At 61.6% G+C, this 18,876-nt stretch carries 16 protein-coding genes and 3 pseudogenes; 16 read left to right on the forward strand and 3 right to left on the reverse strand.

Annotated elements, in window-relative coordinates; all coding sequences use genetic code 11:
- Positions 1-10: 10 nt before the first annotated feature.
- The 3 genes from ASD03_RS36175 to ASD03_RS36185 form a co-directional block, all read right to left on the reverse strand.
- Entirely contained in the window at positions 11-1,273 is a 1,263-nt protein-coding gene (locus ASD03_RS36175; protein ID WP_025429163.1) for a TRAP transporter large permease, read from the reverse strand.
- Positions 1,273-1,887 (reverse strand): TRAP transporter small permease subunit, encoded by a 615-nt coding sequence (locus tag ASD03_RS36180; protein ID WP_057219018.1) that lies wholly within the window; start codon positions 1,885-1,887, stop codon positions 1,273-1,275. Before ASD03_RS36180 ends, ASD03_RS36175 begins: the two co-directional genes overlap by 1 nt.
- A gap of 562 nt (positions 1,888-2,449) precedes the next feature.
- On the reverse strand, positions 2,450-3,382 hold the full coding sequence (locus ASD03_RS36185) for a LysR family transcriptional regulator (protein WP_057204791.1): 933 nt from the start codon (positions 3,380-3,382) through the stop codon (positions 2,450-2,452).
- A gap of 123 nt (positions 3,383-3,505) precedes the next feature.
- On the opposite strand from ASD03_RS36185, the gene ASD03_RS36190 reads away from it, so the two are divergent.
- From ASD03_RS36190 to ASD03_RS36255, 16 genes and pseudogenes are all read left to right on the forward strand, one after another.
- Positions 3,506-4,552, forward strand: a complete 1,047-nt coding sequence (locus tag ASD03_RS36190; protein ID WP_057219019.1) for an aromatic ring-hydroxylating dioxygenase subunit alpha — start codon at positions 3,506-3,508, stop codon at positions 4,550-4,552.
- A gap of 12 nt (positions 4,553-4,564) precedes the next feature.
- Positions 4,565-5,665, forward strand: coding sequence for an FAD-binding oxidoreductase (locus tag ASD03_RS36195; RefSeq protein WP_057219021.1), 1,101 nt, complete (start codon positions 4,565-4,567; stop codon positions 5,663-5,665).
- Positions 5,666-5,725: 60 nt separating this feature from the next.
- Positions 5,726-6,841: a histidinol-phosphate transaminase gene (hisC, locus tag ASD03_RS36200; RefSeq protein WP_063997137.1), complete on the forward strand. Its 1,116-nt coding sequence runs from the start codon at positions 5,726-5,728 to the stop codon at positions 6,839-6,841.
- A gap of 121 nt (positions 6,842-6,962) precedes the next feature.
- Positions 6,963-8,012, forward strand: a pseudogene (locus tag ASD03_RS41410) (DUF2817 domain-containing protein); the annotation flags it as partial.
- 162 nt (positions 8,013-8,174) lie between these two features.
- Complete coding sequence (locus ASD03_RS41415) at positions 8,175-8,927, forward strand: ATP-binding cassette domain-containing protein (protein WP_057219272.1); 753 nt, start codon at positions 8,175-8,177, stop codon at positions 8,925-8,927.
- Positions 8,928-9,004: 77 nt separating this feature from the next.
- A complete protein-coding gene (locus ASD03_RS36215) occupies positions 9,005-9,802 on the forward strand; it encodes a transporter substrate-binding domain-containing protein (RefSeq protein ID WP_057219023.1) in 798 nt (265 codons plus the stop codon).
- A gap of 98 nt (positions 9,803-9,900) precedes the next feature.
- Positions 9,901-10,608, forward strand: a complete 708-nt coding sequence (locus ASD03_RS36220) for an ABC transporter permease subunit (RefSeq protein WP_057204798.1) — start codon at positions 9,901-9,903, stop codon at positions 10,606-10,608.
- 3 nt (positions 10,609-10,611) lie between these two features.
- Entirely contained in the window at positions 10,612-11,298 is a 687-nt protein-coding gene (locus ASD03_RS36225) for an ABC transporter permease (protein WP_057204800.1), read from the forward strand.
- 49 nt (positions 11,299-11,347) lie between these two features.
- On the forward strand, positions 11,348-11,535 hold a 188-nt coding region (locus ASD03_RS41040; RefSeq protein ID WP_057214231.1), incomplete at its 3' end, for an alcohol dehydrogenase catalytic domain-containing protein.
- 1 nt (position 11,536) lies between these two features.
- Positions 11,537-11,770, forward strand: a pseudogene (locus ASD03_RS41045) (alcohol dehydrogenase catalytic domain-containing protein); the annotation flags it as partial.
- 99 nt (positions 11,771-11,869) lie between these two features.
- Positions 11,870-12,673 (forward strand): annotated as a pseudogene (locus tag ASD03_RS41050) (zinc-binding dehydrogenase); the annotation flags it as partial.
- Positions 12,674-12,790: 117 nt separating this feature from the next.
- Positions 12,791-13,372, forward strand: coding sequence for an S-(hydroxymethyl)glutathione synthase (gene gfa / locus ASD03_RS36235; protein ID WP_057219024.1), 582 nt, complete (start codon positions 12,791-12,793; stop codon positions 13,370-13,372).
- Positions 13,373-13,428: 56 nt separating this feature from the next.
- Positions 13,429-14,865, forward strand: coding sequence for an FAD-binding oxidoreductase (locus tag ASD03_RS36240; protein ID WP_057219026.1), 1,437 nt, complete (start codon positions 13,429-13,431; stop codon positions 14,863-14,865).
- A gap of 283 nt (positions 14,866-15,148) precedes the next feature.
- The gene (locus ASD03_RS36245) at positions 15,149-16,174 is read left to right on the forward strand and encodes a BMP family protein (RefSeq protein WP_025429169.1); all 1,026 of its coding nucleotides are present in this window, start codon (positions 15,149-15,151) and stop codon (positions 16,172-16,174) included.
- 133 nt (positions 16,175-16,307) lie between these two features.
- Positions 16,308-17,837, forward strand: coding sequence for an ABC transporter ATP-binding protein (locus ASD03_RS36250; protein ID WP_025429170.1), 1,530 nt, complete (start codon positions 16,308-16,310; stop codon positions 17,835-17,837).
- Positions 17,827-18,876 (forward strand): ABC transporter permease, encoded by a 1,050-nt coding sequence (locus tag ASD03_RS36255; RefSeq protein WP_025429171.1) that lies wholly within the window; start codon positions 17,827-17,829, stop codon positions 18,874-18,876. Before ASD03_RS36250 ends, ASD03_RS36255 begins: the two co-directional genes overlap by 11 nt.

The following is an 18,876-nucleotide window of genomic DNA, read 5'->3' on the forward strand; positions in this document are numbered from 1 at the left end:
AGTTTGTGGGCTAGGAGAAGTAGGTCGACAGTGCCGGGAAGATCGAAAGCAGCACGAGGATGACGCAGCAGATCAGGAAAAACGGCAGCGTTACGATGAACATCTTGCCGGGCTTCGCCCCCGTTACTGCGGCGGCAATGAAGAAATTCAAGCCGACCGGCGGGGACAGAAAGCCGAGGACCAGGTTGATCACGGCGACGACGCCGAAATGCACCGGATCGATGCCGTAGACTTCCGTCGCGATCGGCAGCAGGATCGGAACGGTCATGATCAGCCCCGGCGCGCCATCGATGACCGTGCCGATGACGAGCAGGATCACATTGACCAGCAGCATAAACGTCACCGGGTCTTTCGCGATCGTCTGGATCCATTCCGCCACGTGCTGGGGAACCATTCCGTAGACGAGAACCCAGGAAAAGACGGCAGCCGCAGCGATCAGGAACAGAATGCCGGCCGACAGGACCCCTGCCTTGACGAACATCTCGGGAAGCTGCTTCAGGCGGAGATCGCCGGTCACGAAACGCCCGACGAGGATTGCGGCAACCACGCCCATGGCCGCGGCTTCGGTCGGATTAGCAAGCCCGGTCACGATCGATCCCACGATGATCAGCGGGATGATCAGTGTCGGCGCGGCCTTCAGCGTGATGGTCACACGCTCGCTCATCGGCAGGCTGGTGCCGCGCGGGTAGTTGTAGACGTATCCCATAAGCGCGATCACCACACAAAAGGCGATGGTAAGAATGACGCCGGGAATGATACCGGCGGCCAGCATGGTTCCGACGGGAACCTGCGCGATGACGCTGTAGACGACGAACATGATGGAAGGGGGAATGATCGGCCCCAGCATGCCGGCATAGGCGGTCAGACCGGCAGCGAAGGTCTTGTCATAGCCCTTCTTTTCCATTTCCGGGACGATCATCTGCGACATCAGCGCAACCTGGGCCGCGGCCGAGCCGAGAATGGACGCCACGAACATGTTTGCGAGCAGGTTCACATAGGCAAGGCCGCCCTTGAGCGCGCCGACGAATGCCATGGCCATGTCGATGATACGCCGCGTGATGCCGCCGCCGTTCATGATCTCGCCGATGAGAATGAACAGCGGAATGGCGATCAAGCCGTAGCTGTCGAGACCCATGAACATTTGGGTGGGAAAGGAGACGAACAGGACCGTATTGTCGCTTTGCCAGATATACGCCGCCGCCGTGAGGCAAAGCACAATGGAGATCGGCAGGCCGACTAGCATGAGGGCAACGAATGCGCCGAAGGTAAACATCAGGCGGCTCCTTCTGCAGTCGTCAGCGAGACCTGTACGCGTTTGCGCGCGATGCCGAGGTCTTCAAGCAGGTTTGCAGCATTGTGGACGATGAGCGTGAGAGCGAAGATCGGCAGAATCAGGTTGACGATCCAGGTCGGCCATTCCAGCGTCTGGGTTCGCTCGGTGTAGAGGAAGTTGAACGTTTCGGCGGCAAAAGCCTGAGCGTCGAAACCGTGGGAAGCGATGCCCAGCGGATCCAGCCAGATCCAGCACACCACCGCAAAGCCGGTCGCAAAAGTCAGCGATATTGCGGTGGAAAAGGCGCGCAGCCGCGCGACCCATTTGGGTGACAGTTGATCCGACAGAAGCGTGACGGCGAAATCGATCCGCAGCCGCGTCATGACCGAAGCCCCGATAAAGCCAAGCCAGATCATGGAGAAGATCGAGGCCTCGTCGATCCAGTAGATTGGCACTTTGGCGAATCGGGTGACGACATTCACCAAAATCAGCGCCAGCAGCACCGTTATGAAAATCCCGGCCAGGAACTTCTCACCGCGCAGGAGCGCCTGGGACAATCCTGTTATTTTCTCCGCCCAGAGCGGTTGGTTTCGTGGCTCCCCGGTCGATGACATCGCACGCCTCCTCCTACTGCATACTTCTTGTATTTATAAAGTATACATGGTCGCGCTTTGTCAACCGCTTTTCAAGCCGGCTAAGAAAGTCGGCACTGCTCGGTGACCGTCGTTACCTATTCTGCTGCAGGTCACGCCTCAGGTCGGGAAAGCGCCTCAAGGCGGTAACACTTATTGGCTGTGGGAAAGCTGCCAAGGCTAACGTTGGCCTGACGGTAGAGAACGTCGACGATCTGATAGCGGATCTCAAAGGCGACGATGGATACCAATTTCCCCGGGGTCGTCCGGTCCAGGGAAGCCAATCTGGTAGCGCACCGCGAAGCGGAGCTTTATACGGCTGCTCTCCGTCGAGTTGTTTGGTTTGGAGTAGTCGTCGTCACCGCATCGATCAGCTTTGCGCGGTGCTTGAGAAAGTCGTCCCCTGATAGAAACCGACACTCTCGTTGAAGCCTCCCCATTGAACTTGCGCCTCGGGAAGTCCCCAAGGAGCATTCAAGTGATGCGGCTCGTCGATTGATGGCGGGCAAGAGCCCGCGTAGAGCAGCCGTGACAATACTTCACGTCAGGTGGCTGCGCCTTTAGCCGGAGCGGACAGCAGCTCCTGTTGTCTCGCTACCCCGATTAGCCATTTGTGAAATTTTTGCCCGAACGGCTTTTCGAGAGCCGTCCGGTCCCAGGCTAAGTAGTAGCTTTCGGACAGTTGCATGCGAATGTCGAAGGGAACCATCAAGGCGCCGGAGGCAACCTCATCCAGTACCATCGAAACCTGTGCGAGAACGAATCCCCTACCGTTCACCGCCGCGTCAATGGCGCTGCTCGACAAGGCAAAGGAAAGGCCAGAGAACGTTTGGCGGCCATCGGCATGCACCAAGGAGGCCCAGTCCCTCCATTGCGGCGAAGCCTTGTAATCCGCCTCCCATTCCACGTTTAGCAGCGGGAATTTGAGAATGGCCTGCGGACTGTCGAGGACACGGTTGGCGATCAACGCGGGCGAACAGACCGGTACGACCCAGTCGGTGAACAGATTTGCAACATGCTCGTGCGCATAGGCGCGCCGGCCGTAGGTAATGCGGAAGTCCACCTGCTCGATACCGATGCGGGGCTCTTGCTCCTGGCCGAGAATGCGCACACTGGATTCCGGACAGAGGGACTGCCAGTCGAAAATCTTGCGACCGACCCACCTGTTGGCGACCGAGGTCAAGGCACTGAGGACGATCCCGGTCTCGTTCCTGGCGCGCGTGAGAATATTGGCGGCATGGGAGAGCTGCTGAAAGCCTTTCGCGACTTCCCGGTAATACAGCCGCCCCCATGACGACAATTCGACCCGCCGCCCACGTCGCTCCAAAAGCGTGAGCCCAAGACATTGCTCCAGGTTTCGTACCAGTTGGCTGACGGCGCCGGGCGTTACACCGAGATCCTCCGCAGCGGCGCTGACCGAGCCACATCGTCCGATCGCCTCAAAGGCTTGCAGGCCGCGCAAGGACGGGTTCGACATCGTTAGGCACTCCTCGGACAGGTCGCTCAATTTAGAAAATCTAAAAAAGAACGCAGGAGCTGGCAACTTGTTGGCACAAAAAAAACGGCGGACATTCGCTTAACAAAACGCAAGGAGAGCGAAATGTTTCTCAAGAATGCCTGGTACGTCGCAGCCTGGGACCAAGAAGTCGGCCGCGAGCTGAAATCCGTCACGATCCTCGGCGAACACATCGTTCTTTACCGCAAGCAGGATGGCCATGCCGCCGCGCTAGAGGATGCCTGTCCCCATCGGAAGCTGCCGCTGTCCATGGGCCGCATCAAAGGTGACGACGTGGAATGCGGCTATCACGGCCTGACCTTCGATTGTTCGGGCTCCTGCACGCGGGTTCCGGGCGCCGAGCGCATTCCGCATGTCGCCAAGGTGCGATCTTACCCAGTCCACGAGCGCTACGGCCTGCTTTGGATCTGGATGGGCGATGCCGAGAAGGCGGATCCGAAGGAAATCTTCGAAGTCGAGTATTTCGGCAATCCCGCCTGGGGAATCAATCGCGGCGAGTCCATGACGCTCAACTGCAATTACCTCTACATGACGGACAACCTGCTCGACCCGTCACATGTCGCCTGGGTCCATCAGTCGTCCTTCGCCAGCTCGGCCTGTGAGGAAACGCCGCTCGAGACGACCGTGAAGGACGACGGCGTCACCGTCTGGCGCTGGATGATCGATTCCGAACCGGCCCCGTTCTACGCGCCTTTCCTGCAATTCGAGGGCAACACCGACCGCAAGCAGCACTACGAGGTGCGCTATCCGAGCAACGCGATCATTAAGGCCATCTTCGCGCCGGCCCACACCGGCGGGGAAGGCCGCGTCCTGCCAGAAAACACCTTCCTCATGGACAGCTACAACTTCATGACGCCGGTCGATGAAAACCGGACCAAATACTATTGGTTCCAGATGCGCAACTTCGCGCCGGACGACGCCAAGGTTTCCGAGAGATTCGCAAAATCCGTACGGGGCGCCTTCGAAGAGGATCGCGTCGTGCTGGAGGCGGTCCATCACGCAATGGCCAACATGCAGACACCGAACCTCGACCTGAAGATCGACGTCGGCCCGATGCGCTTTCGCCGCAAGCTGGCCCAGATGATTGCCGCCGAGGCGAAAGCCGACACGACCAGCGAAGCGGCTGAATAAGGATCAATCCGGATGCTCGATGCCGCGGCCTCGCGCTTTCGCCCCTTCGAAGTTGTCTCGAAGGTGCGCGAAAGCACCACGATCACGTCTTTCCGCCTTGCCCCTCTCGAACGGCAGCACTGGCGGCCGTTCGAGGCGGGACAGTTCCTGACGATGCGCGTTCCCGACCGCAAGGGTGGCCATGTCCTGCGCAACTATACGGTCTCCTCGTCCCCGCGCGAGGAAGGCACGTACCGGATAACCGTGAAGCGTGAGGCCGCACCGTCGCAGGACGTGCCGGATGGCCTGAGCTCCTGCTGGCTCCATGACGAGATCGAGCCCGGCGCCGTCGTCGAGATTGACCCGCCGCGCGGTGCCTTTAAGCTCGACAGCGCGAGTTCGGGGCCTGTCGTGCTTCTTTCTGGCGGCGTCGGGCTGACACCGACGGTCTCGATGCTGAATGTGCTGGCAAGGGAAAGCGACCGCCCCGTCTGGTTCATCCACGCCTGCGACAGCGCGGCCGTTCATGCGTTGCGAGAGGAAGTCGAGCAACTCGCCGCCCAGCGGTCCGGCATCGCCGTACACTTCTGCTACCGTTTCGCCGAGACCGGCGATCTCGCGGTCGCCCGGTGCCACTCGACGGGTTTCCTGACGCGCACCACGCTTCAGAGCCTTCTGCCGCTCGACGACTACGATATCTACATGTGCGGGCCACCGCCCTTCATGCGGGCCATCTACGGCATTCTGACTGGTCTCGGAGTGAGGAAGGAACGCATCGCCTACGAATTCTTCGGGCCGGCGAGCCTGTTGTCGGAGGCCGGGCAGATGACGGCGCGGCCCGCGATGGCGCGCGCCGCCGAGCCAGCCACCGAGGGGGACGGCCCACGCATCGTGCTCCAGAAGTCGGGGCGCAGCCTTGCCTGGGACGGGACGAGCGAATCCATCCTTGCCTTCCTGGAGGCACGGGGCATCGAGCCTGAATTCTCCTGCAGGGCGGGGGTTTGCGGGACTTGCGAACAGGGTCTCGTCTCAGGCGAGGTCGACTATTTCGAGGAGCCGCTCGACGCGATGCCGGACGACCGGGTGCTGTTGTGCTGCACCAGGCCGAAATCCTCGATCGTGCTCGATCTCTGACGCGCTCAGAACAAGAGGCTGCGGCCTGAACCAGGGTGTCCAATCCCCGAAGGAGGATCCGTGACGAAACCGCTCCATACCGAAATCCCGCTCAATCCGCATGTAGCAGGCCTGCCGCCGTACAATGCCGGCATGAGCATCGCCGCCGCACAAAAGCACAGCGGTCGGCAGGACATCGCTGCCCTTGCCAGCAATGAAAACCCGGATGGCTGTTCGCCGGATGTCGCGGCGGCGCTCGCCAACCTCAATCCGTCGCGCTACAGCGACCCGGCCTGCACGGTGCTGCGGGCGGTGCTCAGCCATAAGCTCGGCGTTCCCGCTGAACGCATCGTGGCCGGTAACGGCTCGGAGGAGATGATCGCCGCGGTCTGTCGCGCCGTGCTGCGTCCCGGTGCCCTCGCGGCGACAGTCTGTCCCGGTTTTGGGCTGCACGAGATCGAGGCGCTGGCCAATGGCGCCAAGGTCGTGAAGGTCGGCATGCGGACAGATCTGAACTTCGACATACCGGCGATCGTCGCCATGCTCGAGCGGGCGCCGGTGATTTTCTTCCTCTCCTCCCCCTCCAATCCGGTCGGCCCGGCGCTCGACCGCGAAAGCCTGGAGCGCATTCTCGCGGCGGTCACGCCGCAGACGCTTCTCGTTCTAGACGAGGCCTATTTCGAGTTCACGGACGAAGACATGCCTGACGGCCTCGCCGCGCTCTCGGCCACGGGCCTGTCCTGGGTCGTATTGCGAACCTTTTCCAAGGCCTACGGCCTTGCCGGCCTGCGTGTCGGTTATGCTGTGATGTCCGATGCGCGGCTCGCGCGCGCCGTGACCGCGGCCAAGACACCGTTCAACGTCAATGCTGCCGCGCAGGTCGCAGCCGTCGCCGCACTGGCGGACGAGGCATGGATGCGCTCTTCGGTTGCCGCATTGAAACGCGAGCGGGCACGTGTGGCCGATGCCGTTGCCGCCATGGGGCTTTCGGTGGCCCGATCGCAGACGAACTTCCTGTTCATCGACGTCGGCTGGGACAGCCGGGCGGCGCTGAATCACTTCCTGTCGAAGGGCATCATCGTCAAGCCGTGGAAAGAAGAGGGTTACGAGGCCTTCATCCGTGTGACGATCGGCACGCCCTCGGAAAACGACCGCTTTCTCGACGCGCTTCGCGCCCTCGCCAAGCGTGAAGGATGAGGAGACGCCTGCGACGTCCCCTCCAATCCGACACACAAGAAGGGGTCGGGCCGCGACCCCACGGGAACGAACAATGAGCGCAAACGCACGTCAGCACAAAGCAAACCGGGAGCCCCCTCGCATGTCCCCTTCAACGCCATCCGGTCTTTTCGCCGGCGATTTCTCGGCCCTGCGCGCCCGGTTTCTCTCCGCCGCGCGCACCGCTGGGGCTAGTGTCGTCGAATACCTGCATCCGCTGCACGGACCGAACGGCGAGCGTCTGGCGACCGACGTTGCCTATCTTGGACGCGATGATGCCAAGAAGCTCCTGGTGTTGATCTCCGGCACCCATGGCGTCGAGGGTCCTTTCGGCTCGGCCTGCCAGACTGCCTGGCTTTCACAAAATTCGCCCTGGCAGCTCCCCGACGACACCGCGGTCCTAGCCATCCACCTCATCAACCCTTGGGGCACGGCCTGGACGCGCCGGGTGAACGAAGACAACGTCGACCTAAACCGCAACTTCATCGACTGGCTGAAGAGCCCGCCGAAAAACGAACGCTATGCCGCCCTGCACGATGCCCTCGTCTGTCGCGCCTGGGAGGGGCCAGAGCGTGATGCCGCAGCGGACGCCTACGAGACCGCGAAACAACGGCTCGGCGGCTATGCCGGCATCGCCCCGATCGTTGAAGCCGGCCAGTACGACTTTCCGAATGGCCTGTTCTATGGCGGCGACGGTCCCGTCTGGTCCAACCGGACGCTCATCGAGATCCTGTCGACGTTCGCGCAGCAGGCCACCGAGGTCGTCGTCTTCGACCTGCACACGGGCGCGGGCCCTTACGGCTATCCTGCCCTCCTCTCCGTTGCTGAGAACGAGCACGACGGTTTGGATTGGGGGCGGCGCATCTTCGGTCCGACGCTCTCGGTCGTCATCACCGGCGAAAATGCGACGACCGATACCGGCATTGCCGCAACGGCTACCGGCTATGTGTCAGCCGCGGTGCGACATGCGCTGCCGAAGGCGCGCGTCCTGCCGTTGGTGGTCGAATGCGGAACCCTCGATGGCGCCACGGTCGCGGATGCGGTTCAGGCGGACAACTGGCTTCACTTGTTCAGCAAGATCGATACCCCGCTCGGCAGCAGGATCAAGGAAACCCTGCGCGCCGCCTTCATTCCGGAGGACGCTGACTGGCAGCGCACTTGTCTTGCCGCTTCGCTGCGCCATTTCGACCGTGCCTTCGCAGACCTCAAGTCGGTCGGCGGCGCAGGTGCCGAAAAGCCGGTTCCTGCGGCGCCGGCCGTCACCGTCGTCGCCCACCCGGAAGCTAGCGGTCCAAGGCTTGACGAAAGGCCGGCGATCGAAGTGCACGACATCCACAAGCGCTTCGGTCCCCTCCCCGTGCTCAACGGCGTCAACATCTCCGCGCAACCGGGCGAGGTCGTGTCGATGATCGGCTCCTCCGGTTCGGGAAAGAGCACGTTCCTGCGCTGCATCAATTTGCTCGAACAGCCAAACGACGGGCGCATCGTTATCGATGGCGAGGAAATCCGCATGAAGAAGACGTCGGACGGCAGCGCCGCGCCGGCCGACATGCGGCAGGTCGAGCGCATCCGCTCACGCGTCGGCATGGTGTTCCAGAACTTCAATCTCTGGCCGCACATGACAGTTCTCGAAAACATCATCGAGGCGCCGCGGCATGTCCTGAAGGAAGAGCGGCAGGCGGCTGTCGACCATGCCCATGCGCTCCTGAAGAAAGTCGGCCTCTCCGACAAGCACGACCAGTATCCAGGCCAGCTGTCGGGCGGTCAGCAGCAGCGCGCCGCCATCGCCCGAACGCTCGCCATGCGCCCCAAGCTCATCCTCCTCGACGAGCCGACCTCCGCGCTCGATCCCGAGCTTGTCGGCGAGGTGCTGCGCGTGATCCGGCAACTGGCCGAAGAAGGAAATACGATGATCCTCGTGACGCACGAAATGCAGTTCGCGCGCGAGGTCTCGCACAAGATCCTCTTCCTCCATCAGGGAAAGGTGGAGGAGGAGGGTGCCCCGGCGGAGGTCTTCACCAACCCGCGCTCCGAACGCATGCGCCAGTTCCTGGCCCGTACGCTCTGACATTCCTGCGCCATCACCCGTCCGGGGATCTCTCCGGACGAGACCCAACAAGAAAGCTCAACATGGGGAACCAAAACATGAAGCTCAAAAGTCTATTGCTCGCCACGTTCTTCGCCGCCGGTCTCGCCGCGGCCCAGGCCGCCGAGGGCGAATTGTCGATCGGGACGGAAGGCGAGTATCCGCCATGGAGCATGGCAGACTCCGCCGGTAACGTGACGGGTTTCGACGCCGATGTCGGGACCCTGCTCTGCGCCAAGCTGAAGATGAAGTGCCATTTCGTCGTGCAGGCCTTTGACGGTCTCATTCCGGCGCTCAAAGCCAAACGTTTCGACATCATCATTTCCGGCATGTCGATCACGGCTGAACGCAAGAAGCAGATCAACTTCTCGGTCGGCTATGCGGAACTCGCAAACATGTTCGTGGTGAAGAAGGATTCCGATCTCGCCGGCATCAAGGACATCGATGCGCTGCTGAAATCGCTCGACGGCCGCACGGTCGGCGTCCAGGCCGGCACGACCCATGCCCATTTCGTGGAAAAGCGCGCCTCCTCCGCCGTCCTGAAGACCTACGACACGCTCGACCAGATGCAGATCGATCTCGCCAGCGGCCGCGTCGAGGCCGCCTTCGCCGATGCCTCCGCCCTTCAGGATTTCCTGGCGCGCCCGGATGGCAAGGACTTCCAGTTCGTCGATGTGAAGGTGCTCAGCACTTTCGATCCGACGCTTGGCGAAGGCATCGGCGTCGGCATTTCGCAGGAGAATACCGAGCTGAAGGCCCGCATCGACGAGGCGCTCTGCGAGTTGGTCGCTGACGGCTCGATCGGCAATACGAGCCAGACCTGGTTCAAGACGGACATCTCCCGTCCCTGCCAGTAACACCAACACGACGTCTCCCGGGTGAGGAAAGGCCGTCAGGTCGATCCTTCTTCGGGGGGCTTCATCCGACAGGACAATGCGAAGGTTGGGCGGGTTCGATGGAACTTGGATTATGGCAGGTATGGGACGGCGGCTGGATCTCCGCAATCCTGCGCGGCGCGGCGATCACCGTCGCCCTTGGGGTCACGAGCATGGCCTTCGGCATCGTCATCGGCGTTGCCTGCGGCCTGATGAAATGGGCGCGGCTGTTTCCGCTCACGCTTGTCGTGGACGTCTACACGTCGATCGTGCGCGGCGTCCCGGAACTCCTGATCATCTATCTCCTCTTCTTTTCCTCCGTGGAATTCGTAGCCCAGGTCGCCGCGGCGTTTGGCTATGAAGGTCTGGCTGGCAACGGCTACGCCTTCACCATCGCAGTCGTTGCAATCGCAGCCATATCGGGGGCCTATTCGACGGAGGTCGTGCGGGGGGCTCTGGCTGCCATACCGGCCGGACATATCGAAGCGGCGCGGGCGCTTGGGATTCCAGGCAGGCGCATCTTCCGCCGCATTATCGCCCCACAGATGCTGCGGATCGCGGTACCGGGTATGAACAATGTCTGGCAGACCACGATCAAAGACACCGCGCTTGTCTCCGTGGTCGGTTTGCAGGAACTGATGCGCGCGGCCTTCGTCGGGGCGGGTTCGACCCGCCATCCCTTCATCTTTTATCTCATCGCCGCTGTCGTCTACCTCGCAATCACGCTGATCAGCCAGGGTGGTTTCGATTGGATCGAACGCCTTCTGCGTCCCCGTACGAGGAAATAGGCCATGGATTTCGAACTCGTTCGCCTCGCAGTTCCGACCCTTGCCAAGGGGCTGTGGCTCACCGCTGTCCTGACGGTCACTTCGATCGTCATCGGCTTCAATCTCGGTCTGGCGCTTGCGGTCATGCGCCTGTCGAAAAACACGGCTCTGAGCAGTTTTGCCAAAAGCTACAGCACCGTTTTCCGCGGCACGCCGCTACTGGTCCAGCTCTTTCTCTTCTACTACGGCCTCGGCCAGCTTTCCTTCGTGCGCGACAACCCCATGCTCTGGTGGATCGTCGGCGATGGCGCCCATTGCGCTGTTATGGCGCTGGCACTCAACACGGCGGCCTATACGTCGGAAATCCTGCGCGGCGGCCTCATGTCCATTCCCGGAGGGCTCGTCGAAGCCGCTCAGGCCTGCGGCATGTCGCGGCTCCTGCGCTTTCGCCGGATCACGTTTCCCCTCGCCATCAGGCAAGCGCTGCCGGCCTACGGCAACGAGCTTGTGCTCGTCGTCAAGGGTACGAGCCTCGCCTCCACCATCACCGTCCTGGAGATCACCGGCCATGCAAAGCGGCTGATGAGCCAGACCTATGCAATCCTCGAAATATTCGCCATCGCCGGTGTGCTCTATCTCCTGATCAATCTGGTGCTGATCACGCTCGTACGGCTCCTGGAAGCCCATCTTACGCGCTACCTGCCCCGATAGGCCTACTGCCTGAAATGGCCGAAAACGTTAAAAGGAAAGAGAAATGTCCATGGATGTACGCGCCGCCGTCGCCGTTCAGGCCGGCAAGCCGCTGGAAGTGATGACCGTTCAGCTCGAAGGCCCGCGGGCCGGCGAGGTGCTGATCGAGGTCAAGGCGACCGGCATCTGCCACACCGACGATTTCACGCTTTCCGGCGCCGACCCCGAAGGTCTGTTCCCGGCGATCCTCGGCCATGANCTGATCGAGGTCAAGGCGACCGGCATCTGCCACACCGACGATTTCACGCTTTCCGGCGCCGACCCCGAAGGTCTGTTCCCGGCGATCCTCGGCCATGAGGGTGCCGGCGTCGTCGTTGATGTCGGCCCGGGCGTGACCTCGGTCAAGAAGGGCGACCATGTCATCCCGCTCTATACGCCGGAATGCCGCTCCTGCCCGTCGTGCCTGTCGCGCAAGACCAACCTGTGCACGGCGATCCGCTCGACCCAGGGCCAGGGCCTGATGCCGGATGGCACCTCGCGCTTTTCGATCGGCAAGGACAAGATCCATCACTATATGGGCTGCTCCACCTTNATCCGCTCGACCCAGGGCCAGGGCCTGATGCCGGATGGCACCTCGCGCTTTTCGATCGGCAAGGACAAGATCCATCACTATATGGGCTGCTCCACCTTCGCCAATTACACCGTGCTGCCGGAGATCGCGCTGGCCAAGGTCAATCCCGACGCGCCGTTCGACAAGATCTGCTACATCGGCTGTGGCGTCACCACCGGCATCGGCGCGGTGATCAACACGGCCAAGGTCGAGATGGGTGCGACCGCGATCGTCTTCGGCCTCGGCGGCATCGGCCTCAATGTCATCCAGGGGCTCAGGCTTGCCGGCGCCGACATGATCATCGGCGTCGATCTCAACAACGACAAGAAAGCCTGGGGCGAACGCTTCGGCATGACCCACTTCGTCAATCCGAAGGAGGTTGGCGACGATATCGTGCCCTACCTCGTCAACATGACGAAGCGCGGGGCCGACCAGATCGGCGGTGCCGATTATACCTTCGATTGCACCGGCAACACCAAGGTGATGCGCCAGGCGCTCGAAGCCTCGCATCGTGGCTGGGGCAAGTCGGTGGTCATCGGCGTTGCCGGCGCTGGCCAGGAGATCTCCACCCGTCCGTTCCAGCTCGTCACCGGCCGCAGCTGGATGGGTACCGCCTTTGGCGGCGCCCGCGGCCGCACCGATGTGCCGAAGATCGTCGACTGGTACATGGAGGGCAAGATCGAGATCGATCCGATGATCACCCACACGATGCCGCTCGAAGACATCAACAAGGGCTTCGAACTGATGCATTCCGGCGAAAGCATCCGCAGCGTCGTGGTATACTGAGCGCGGGTTCAAGACCGCATCACGAATGCAATCCGTTCATCACATCGCCAAGCGTCCGCCCGGCGATGCCAATGATCTGCCGGGCATACCGCGCCGGCCATGAAGGAGGAGAAGCCCATGCCAAGCGTTGCGATACATCCATCCCTCGATTCCGGTTTCCAGGCGACCGATGCAGCCTTCTCGGGCGGCACACTTGTGTGCAACTGCGCGAGCAACCCTGTGAAGATCCGGATCAGGGGCGACATTGCCCATAACCATGCATGCGGCTGTACCAAGTGCTGGAAGCCCGATGGTGCTGTCTTCTCGGTCGTCGCCGTCGCGCCGACGGACAATGTCGAGATACTCGAAAACGGCGACAAGCTCGCTGTCGTGGACCCGACCGCTCTTATTCTGCGCCACGCCTGCAAGGACTGCGGCGTGCACATGTACGGCCCGGTCGAACGCGACCATCCGTTCAAGGGGCTTTCCTTCTTGCATCCTGAGCGGTTCCAGGAAACGGGCTGGGCGAAGCCGGGGTTTGCGGCTTTCGTGTCTTCGATCATCGAAAGCGGATACGATCCGGCAAAGATGGATGGCGTACGTGCCCGCCTGCGAGAGCTTGGTATTGAGCCCTATGACTGCCTCAACCCTGAGCTCATGGACTTCATCGCCACCTGGACGGCAAAGAAGAGTGGCGCGCTCAAAACCGAAACTGCCTGAACAAGTCTGCCGCAGACATCTCACCGTTCTCGACATCCACCAACAGGTAACATCGAATGGATCGCCTACAGCCCGAATTCAAAGACGAAATTCGTAGAATTGTTGGTGACGAAAATCTCAAGGACGGGGAGGCCATTGCCACGGTCGACCACGGAGTTGCACCTGAAAATCTCGGGGCAGGCGCCGTGGTCTACCCGAGAACGACCGATGAGGTTGCCGCCGTCGTCAAATGTTGCCTCGCCAACGGGATCTCGCTCGTCACCCAGGGAGGACGAACCGGGCTCGTAGGCGGGGCGATGTCTCGGCCGGGCGAACTGGTGCTTTCAACCGCCCGCCTCAATCGAATCCTGGATATTTCACCAATCGAGCGGGTTGCGGTCGTGGAGGCCGGCGTGACACTGCAAGCGCTGCAAGTGGCGGCCGCGGAGCATCGACTTGAAACAGGGATCGATTTGCCATCGCGCGGTTCGGCAACGATCGGAGGTATGGCCTCGACGAATGCCGGGGGTATTGCAGCCTTTCGGTTTGGGGTCATGCGGCATCGCATTCTTGGCCTGGAGGCCGTGCTCGCGGATGGCTCGATCTATTCCGATCTTACACGGGTCGTGAAAAACGCGGCCGGCTATGATCTGAAACATCTCTTTGTGGGAGCCGAAGGAACACTCGGCATCATAACGCGTATTGCCGTCAAGCTTGAGCCCCAGCCCTTTGCCACGGCCACTGTCCTCTTCGGTTTACCGTCAGTTGATGCAGCGCTCGAGACAGTTCGTCGAGGTCTCGACGCCGAGTACGGTCAACTACGCGCTGCGGAAGCGATCTGGAACACCTATTTCCGTCTGACATCCGGCCATCATCGTTGGTCTGTCTCGGACTACAATGCCGAGCATCCGGTCAACCTGCTGGTTTCACTAAGCGGGGCCGAGGAGGGAGCGTTGCAATCGGAACTGGGACGTATCTATGAAGACGTCATCGAGGATCACCCCGACGCCTCAGCCGTCATTGCATCCTCAGGTGCGCAGGAGATGGATCTTTGGCGACTGCGCGAAGACACGGACCTCATCTACCGAAAGCATCCGAGCGCACCATCCTACGATGTCTCGGTTCCTCTATCGCAAGTCGGGTCTTATCTTAATCGCTGTCTTGCAGATCTCAGGGGACTGGATGCCACGTTCGATCCCTACGTGTTCGGCCATCTTGCTGACGGAAATCTCCATATCGTCCTCAACGCGGCTGGCAGTGACATTGCAGGCGAAAAGGCGAAAGCCATTGAGAAGGTGCTCTACAGGGACATAGTTACGATCGGCGGGTCATTCTCTGCCGAGCATGGGATCGGCACCAAGAGAGTGGGGTCACTGTCAGCCACATCGAACCCGGTCAAGCTGGCGCTGATGCATCGGGTCAAGGACACGCTCGATGCGTCCGCGATCCTCAATCCGGGAAAGGTGTTGCCCCGGCAACCGACCCTTCGGCGACGGGTTCACGCCACCCGATAGATCTGCGCCACCCCCCACCCCCGGAAAGGCCTTCGAGCTCATCAGCTTGAGAAGCGTCGGCGCGGCGATTTCGGAGAATAGCGGCAGGCCTTTGCTCAGCGCCGCGATGGGCTCACGCCCGCAATTCACGATCGAGCGGCCTTCGTGATCCCGCGTTTTGCTTCCATTGCCTGCGGCGAACTTTCCGCGGCACCCAATTGCTGCAACCTCCAACTTCACCTACATTGACCAAGTGGTAAAAAAGACGTGTTCCAAAACGCGCAATCAACCAGAGGGGAATTTAATGCATAGCAATTCCTTCAATTCCGCCATTTCCAGAAGAACCCTGATGAAAGTTGCTGGCGCATCCGCCGTGGTGGCCGCGGCGGGTCTGCCGAGCCGTCTGTTTGCTGCGGACCCGATAAAGGTGGCGGCCATCTATACCGTCCCGGTCGAGCAGCAGTGGGTCAGCCGTATCCACAAGGCAGCTAATGCCGCCAAGGAGCGCGGCGACATCGAATATGTCTATTCTGAAAACACCGCGAACAACGATTACGAGCGCGTCATGCGCGAATATTGCGAGGCCGGCCACAAGCTGATCCTGGGCGAGGTCTTCGGCGTCGAGGATGCCGCCCGCGCCGTCGCCAAAGACTATCCTGACGTCGCCTTCCTGATGGGCTCGAGCTTCAAGCCCGATGCCGCCGTGCCGAACTTTTCGGTTTTCGACAACTATATCCAGGACGCATCCTATCTGTCCGGCCTGGTCGCCGGCGCAATGACCAAGTCCAAGAACATCGGCATGGTGGGAGGCTATCCGATCCCGGAGGTCAACCGGCTGATGAACGCGTTCATGGCTGGCGTGAATGAAGTGGCCCCGGACACCAAGTTCCAGGTCGCCTTCATCGGCTCGTGGTTCGATCCGCCCAAGGCCAAGGAGACCGCATTCGCCCAGATCGATGGCGGTGCGGACCTTCTATATGCCGAGCGTTTCGGCGTGTCCGACGCCGCCAAGGAGAAGAAAGTCCTGGCCATTGGCAATGTCATCGATACCCAGGCGGACTATCCGGACACCGTTGTCGCCTCCGCGCTGTGGCATTTCGAACCGACACTCGACAAGGCTATCGCCGAAGTGAAGGCCGGCACTTTCAAGGCCGACGACTACGGCGTCTATTCCTTCATGAAGAACGGCGGCTGTTCGCTCGCGCCTCTCGGCACCTTCGACAGCAAGGTTCCGGACGACATCAAGGCCAAGGTCGCGGAGAAGGAAAAGATGATCAAGGATGGCTCGTTCGCCGTCGAGATCAACGACGCCGAGCCAAAATCGAGCTAGCCCTCTTCTCCTTCCGTTCATGGGAGAGGTGGTTGGCAATGCCGGACGAGGGATTACCCTTCGCCGGCAGCGACCATTCCCTCCCTGGACGGGAAAGGAAGCCTCCCCCGCAACGCCACTTCCGGTCACCGATGTGTCAAGCAATCCCGCCCTTCGTCTTTCACGCATCAGCAAGCGTTTCGGCCCGCTCCGAGCCAACGAGGCCATTTCCTTCGACCTGAAGCGGGGCGAAGTCATCGCGCTTCTCGGGGAGAACGGCGCCGGCAAGACGACGCTGATGAACATTCTCTTCGGCCACTACATCGCAGACGAAGGAACCGTAGAGGCCTTTGGCAAGCCGCTTCCGCCGGGAGATCCGCGCGCAGCCCTCGATGCCGGCATCGGCATGGTCCACCAGCACTTCACTCTCGCCGACAACATGACGGTGCAGGAAAACATCGCGCTTGGCACGCAGGGCCTCTGGCGCATGCGGCTCGACCGGGCCGCAGCGCGGCGGCGCATCGCGCAACTGTCTACCGATTTCGGCCTCGCCGTCGATCCCGCGGCCACCGTCTCCACCCTTTCGGTCGGCGAACGCCAGCGCGTCGAGATCCTGAAGGCCCTTTATCGCGAAGCCCGCATTCTCATCCTGGACGAGCCGACGGCTGTTCTGACCCCCGCCGAGACCGACGCATTGTTCCGGACGCTGAAACTGCTCGTCGCCAAAGGCCTGTCGATCATCTTCATCTCCCACAAGTTGCACGAAGTGATGGCTGTCAGCGATCGTGTACTGGTTCTGCGCTCCGGCCAGCTCGTCGGCGAGCGCGAGACAGGCTCGACCGATCGCAAAGAACTGGCCTCCCTCATGGTTGGCCAGGAGGTCAAGCCGGCGGAGGTCAGCCCGGTGAAACTGGGCGCACCGCTGCTGGCGCTCGAGGGCGTCTCAACAGCGCCGTATAACGGAGCCGGCCTCGATAAGGTGTCGCTCACGCTGACAGCTGGTGAAATCACCGGCCTTGCCGGCGTTGCCGGCAATGGTCAGGCTGTCCTTGCCGGCCTCATCGCCGGCATCCGGCGTCCAACCGGCGGCAGCATTTCCATCGCCGGGCAGGAAGTCGCTGACTGGTCGCCGCGCGCTGCGCTCGCCCATGGCGTGGCCCGCATCCCGGAAGACCGCCACGCTATCGGCAGCATCGGCGACATGAGTGTGGCGGAGAACGTCATCGCCGAACGCTACCGGAGCCCGCGGTTCAACCGCATGGGCTTCCTGAACTGGAAAGCCGCCGGCCGCTTCGCCGAGAAACTCATTGCCGACTACGACGTCAAATGCCCCTCGCCCGAGGCCCGCATACGCCTGCTCTCGGGCGGCAATATGCAGAAGCTCATCCTCGGCCGGGCCCTTGATCCCGACCCGGCGGTCATCCTTGCAAGCCAGCCGACCCGCGGCCTCGATGTCGGCGCCGTCGCCTATGTTCACCGCATGTTGCTTGAAGCGCGGGAAAGGGGCGCGGCGATATTGCTGATTTCGGAGGACCTTGAGGAAATCCTGGCATTGTCCGACCGCATCATCGTCATGTCCAAGGGGCGCTTATCGACGCCGTCTTCGCGCGGTGAACGCAGCATTCGGGAACTGGGGGAGCTGATGGCAGGCCACAGCGGGGAGCCTAGCGATCATGCGGCTTGAGCCGAAGCCCGCACCGTCATTGACGGTCACCTTGCTGTTTCCGCTGGCAGCCATCGCCACCACGCTGCTGCTGACGTCGATGCTGGTTCTTGCCGCTGGCGCTTCGCCACTGTCCGTCTTCTATCTTGTGGCCAAGGGTGCGGCCGGCTCGCAGTTCGCGCTCATGGAAACCTTGACCCGCGCGACGCCGCTGATCTTCACGGGCTTGGCGATCGCCGTCGCCTTCCGGGCCAAGCTCTGGAACATCGGCGCAGAAGCGCAACTCTACATCGGGGGCGTCGTCACCGTGGTGCTGGGAACCGGCGCGCTGCCGCTACCTTCGGTCATTCTGATCCCGGTGATCATGGCCGCAGTCATGGCCGCAGGCGCAATGCTTCTGCTTGGCCCGGCCGTGCTGAAGACCCGCTTCGGCGTCGATGAGGTGGTCACCACGCTGCTGCTCAACTTCATCGTCCTGTTGTTCGTGTCGATGCTGCTTGAAGGTGTGCTCAAGGATCCGATGGGGCTCGGCTGGCCGCAATCGCAGAAGGTGATCGCCGAAGCGCAATTGCCACGCCTCATCCAGGGCAAGCGCCTGCACTATGGTTTCGTCATTGCCCTTGCTTCGGCCGTTCTCGTCTGGGTCGTCATGAAAAAGACGGTTCTCGGCTACGAAATGCGCGCCGTCGGCCTCAATGCCGAGGGCGCACGCTTTGTCGGCATTCTGGTCAACCGCACGCTCATGAAGACGGCGCTGCTTTCGGGCGGGTTGGCCGCACTTGCCGGCTTTTCAGAAGTCTCGGGGCTCAAGGGCAACCTGACGCTCGACCTGTCGCCGGGCTACGGCTACTCCGGCATCGTCGTCGCGATGCTGGCCATGCTCAACCCGCTCGGCGTCATCGCATCGGCCATCTTCGTCGCCGGCATTTTCGTCGGCGCCGATGCCATGAGCCGTGCGGCCAAGGTGCCGAGTTACATAGCCGACGTCATGGTCGCCACCTCGCTGCTGACGATGGTTGTCGCGATCCTTCTGACGCGATTCCGGATAAGGTGGAGGTGA

This window comes from Ensifer sp. Root127 (assembly GCF_001425225.1).
GTDB lineage: Bacteria > Pseudomonadota > Alphaproteobacteria > Rhizobiales > Rhizobiaceae > Ensifer > Ensifer canadensis.

Excerpts from the sequence above, each read along its gene's own strand:
- ASD03_RS36245 (WP_025429169.1), top strand. The coding sequence starts at position 15,149 with ATGCATAGCAATTCCTTCAATTCCGCCATTTCCAGAAGAACCCTGATG.
- ASD03_RS36240 (WP_057219026.1), top strand. The coding sequence starts at position 13,429 with ATGGATCGCCTACAGCCCGAATTCAAAGACGAAATTCGTAGAATTGTT.
- ASD03_RS36175 (WP_025429163.1), bottom strand. The coding sequence starts at position 1,273 with ATGTTTACCTTCGGCGCATTCGTTGCCCTCATGCTAGTCGGCCTGCCG.
- ASD03_RS36180 (WP_057219018.1), bottom strand. The coding sequence starts at position 1,887 with ATGTCATCGACCGGGGAGCCACGAAACCAACCGCTCTGGGCGGAGAAA.
- ASD03_RS36185 (WP_057204791.1), bottom strand. The coding sequence starts at position 3,382 with ATGTCGAACCCGTCCTTGCGCGGCCTGCAAGCCTTTGAGGCGATCGGA.
- ASD03_RS36215 (WP_057219023.1), top strand. The coding sequence starts at position 9,005 with ATGAAGCTCAAAAGTCTATTGCTCGCCACGTTCTTCGCCGCCGGTCTC.
- ASD03_RS36220 (WP_057204798.1), top strand. The coding sequence starts at position 9,901 with ATGGAACTTGGATTATGGCAGGTATGGGACGGCGGCTGGATCTCCGCA.
- ASD03_RS36255 (WP_025429171.1), top strand. The coding sequence starts at position 17,827 with ATGCGGCTTGAGCCGAAGCCCGCACCGTCATTGACGGTCACCTTGCTG.
- gfa (WP_057219024.1), top strand. The coding sequence starts at position 12,791 with ATGCCAAGCGTTGCGATACATCCATCCCTCGATTCCGGTTTCCAGGCG.
- ASD03_RS36195 (WP_057219021.1), top strand. The coding sequence starts at position 4,565 with ATGCTCGATGCCGCGGCCTCGCGCTTTCGCCCCTTCGAAGTTGTCTCG.
- ASD03_RS36225 (WP_057204800.1), top strand. The coding sequence starts at position 10,612 with ATGGATTTCGAACTCGTTCGCCTCGCAGTTCCGACCCTTGCCAAGGGG.
- ASD03_RS36190 (WP_057219019.1), top strand. The coding sequence starts at position 3,506 with ATGTTTCTCAAGAATGCCTGGTACGTCGCAGCCTGGGACCAAGAAGTC.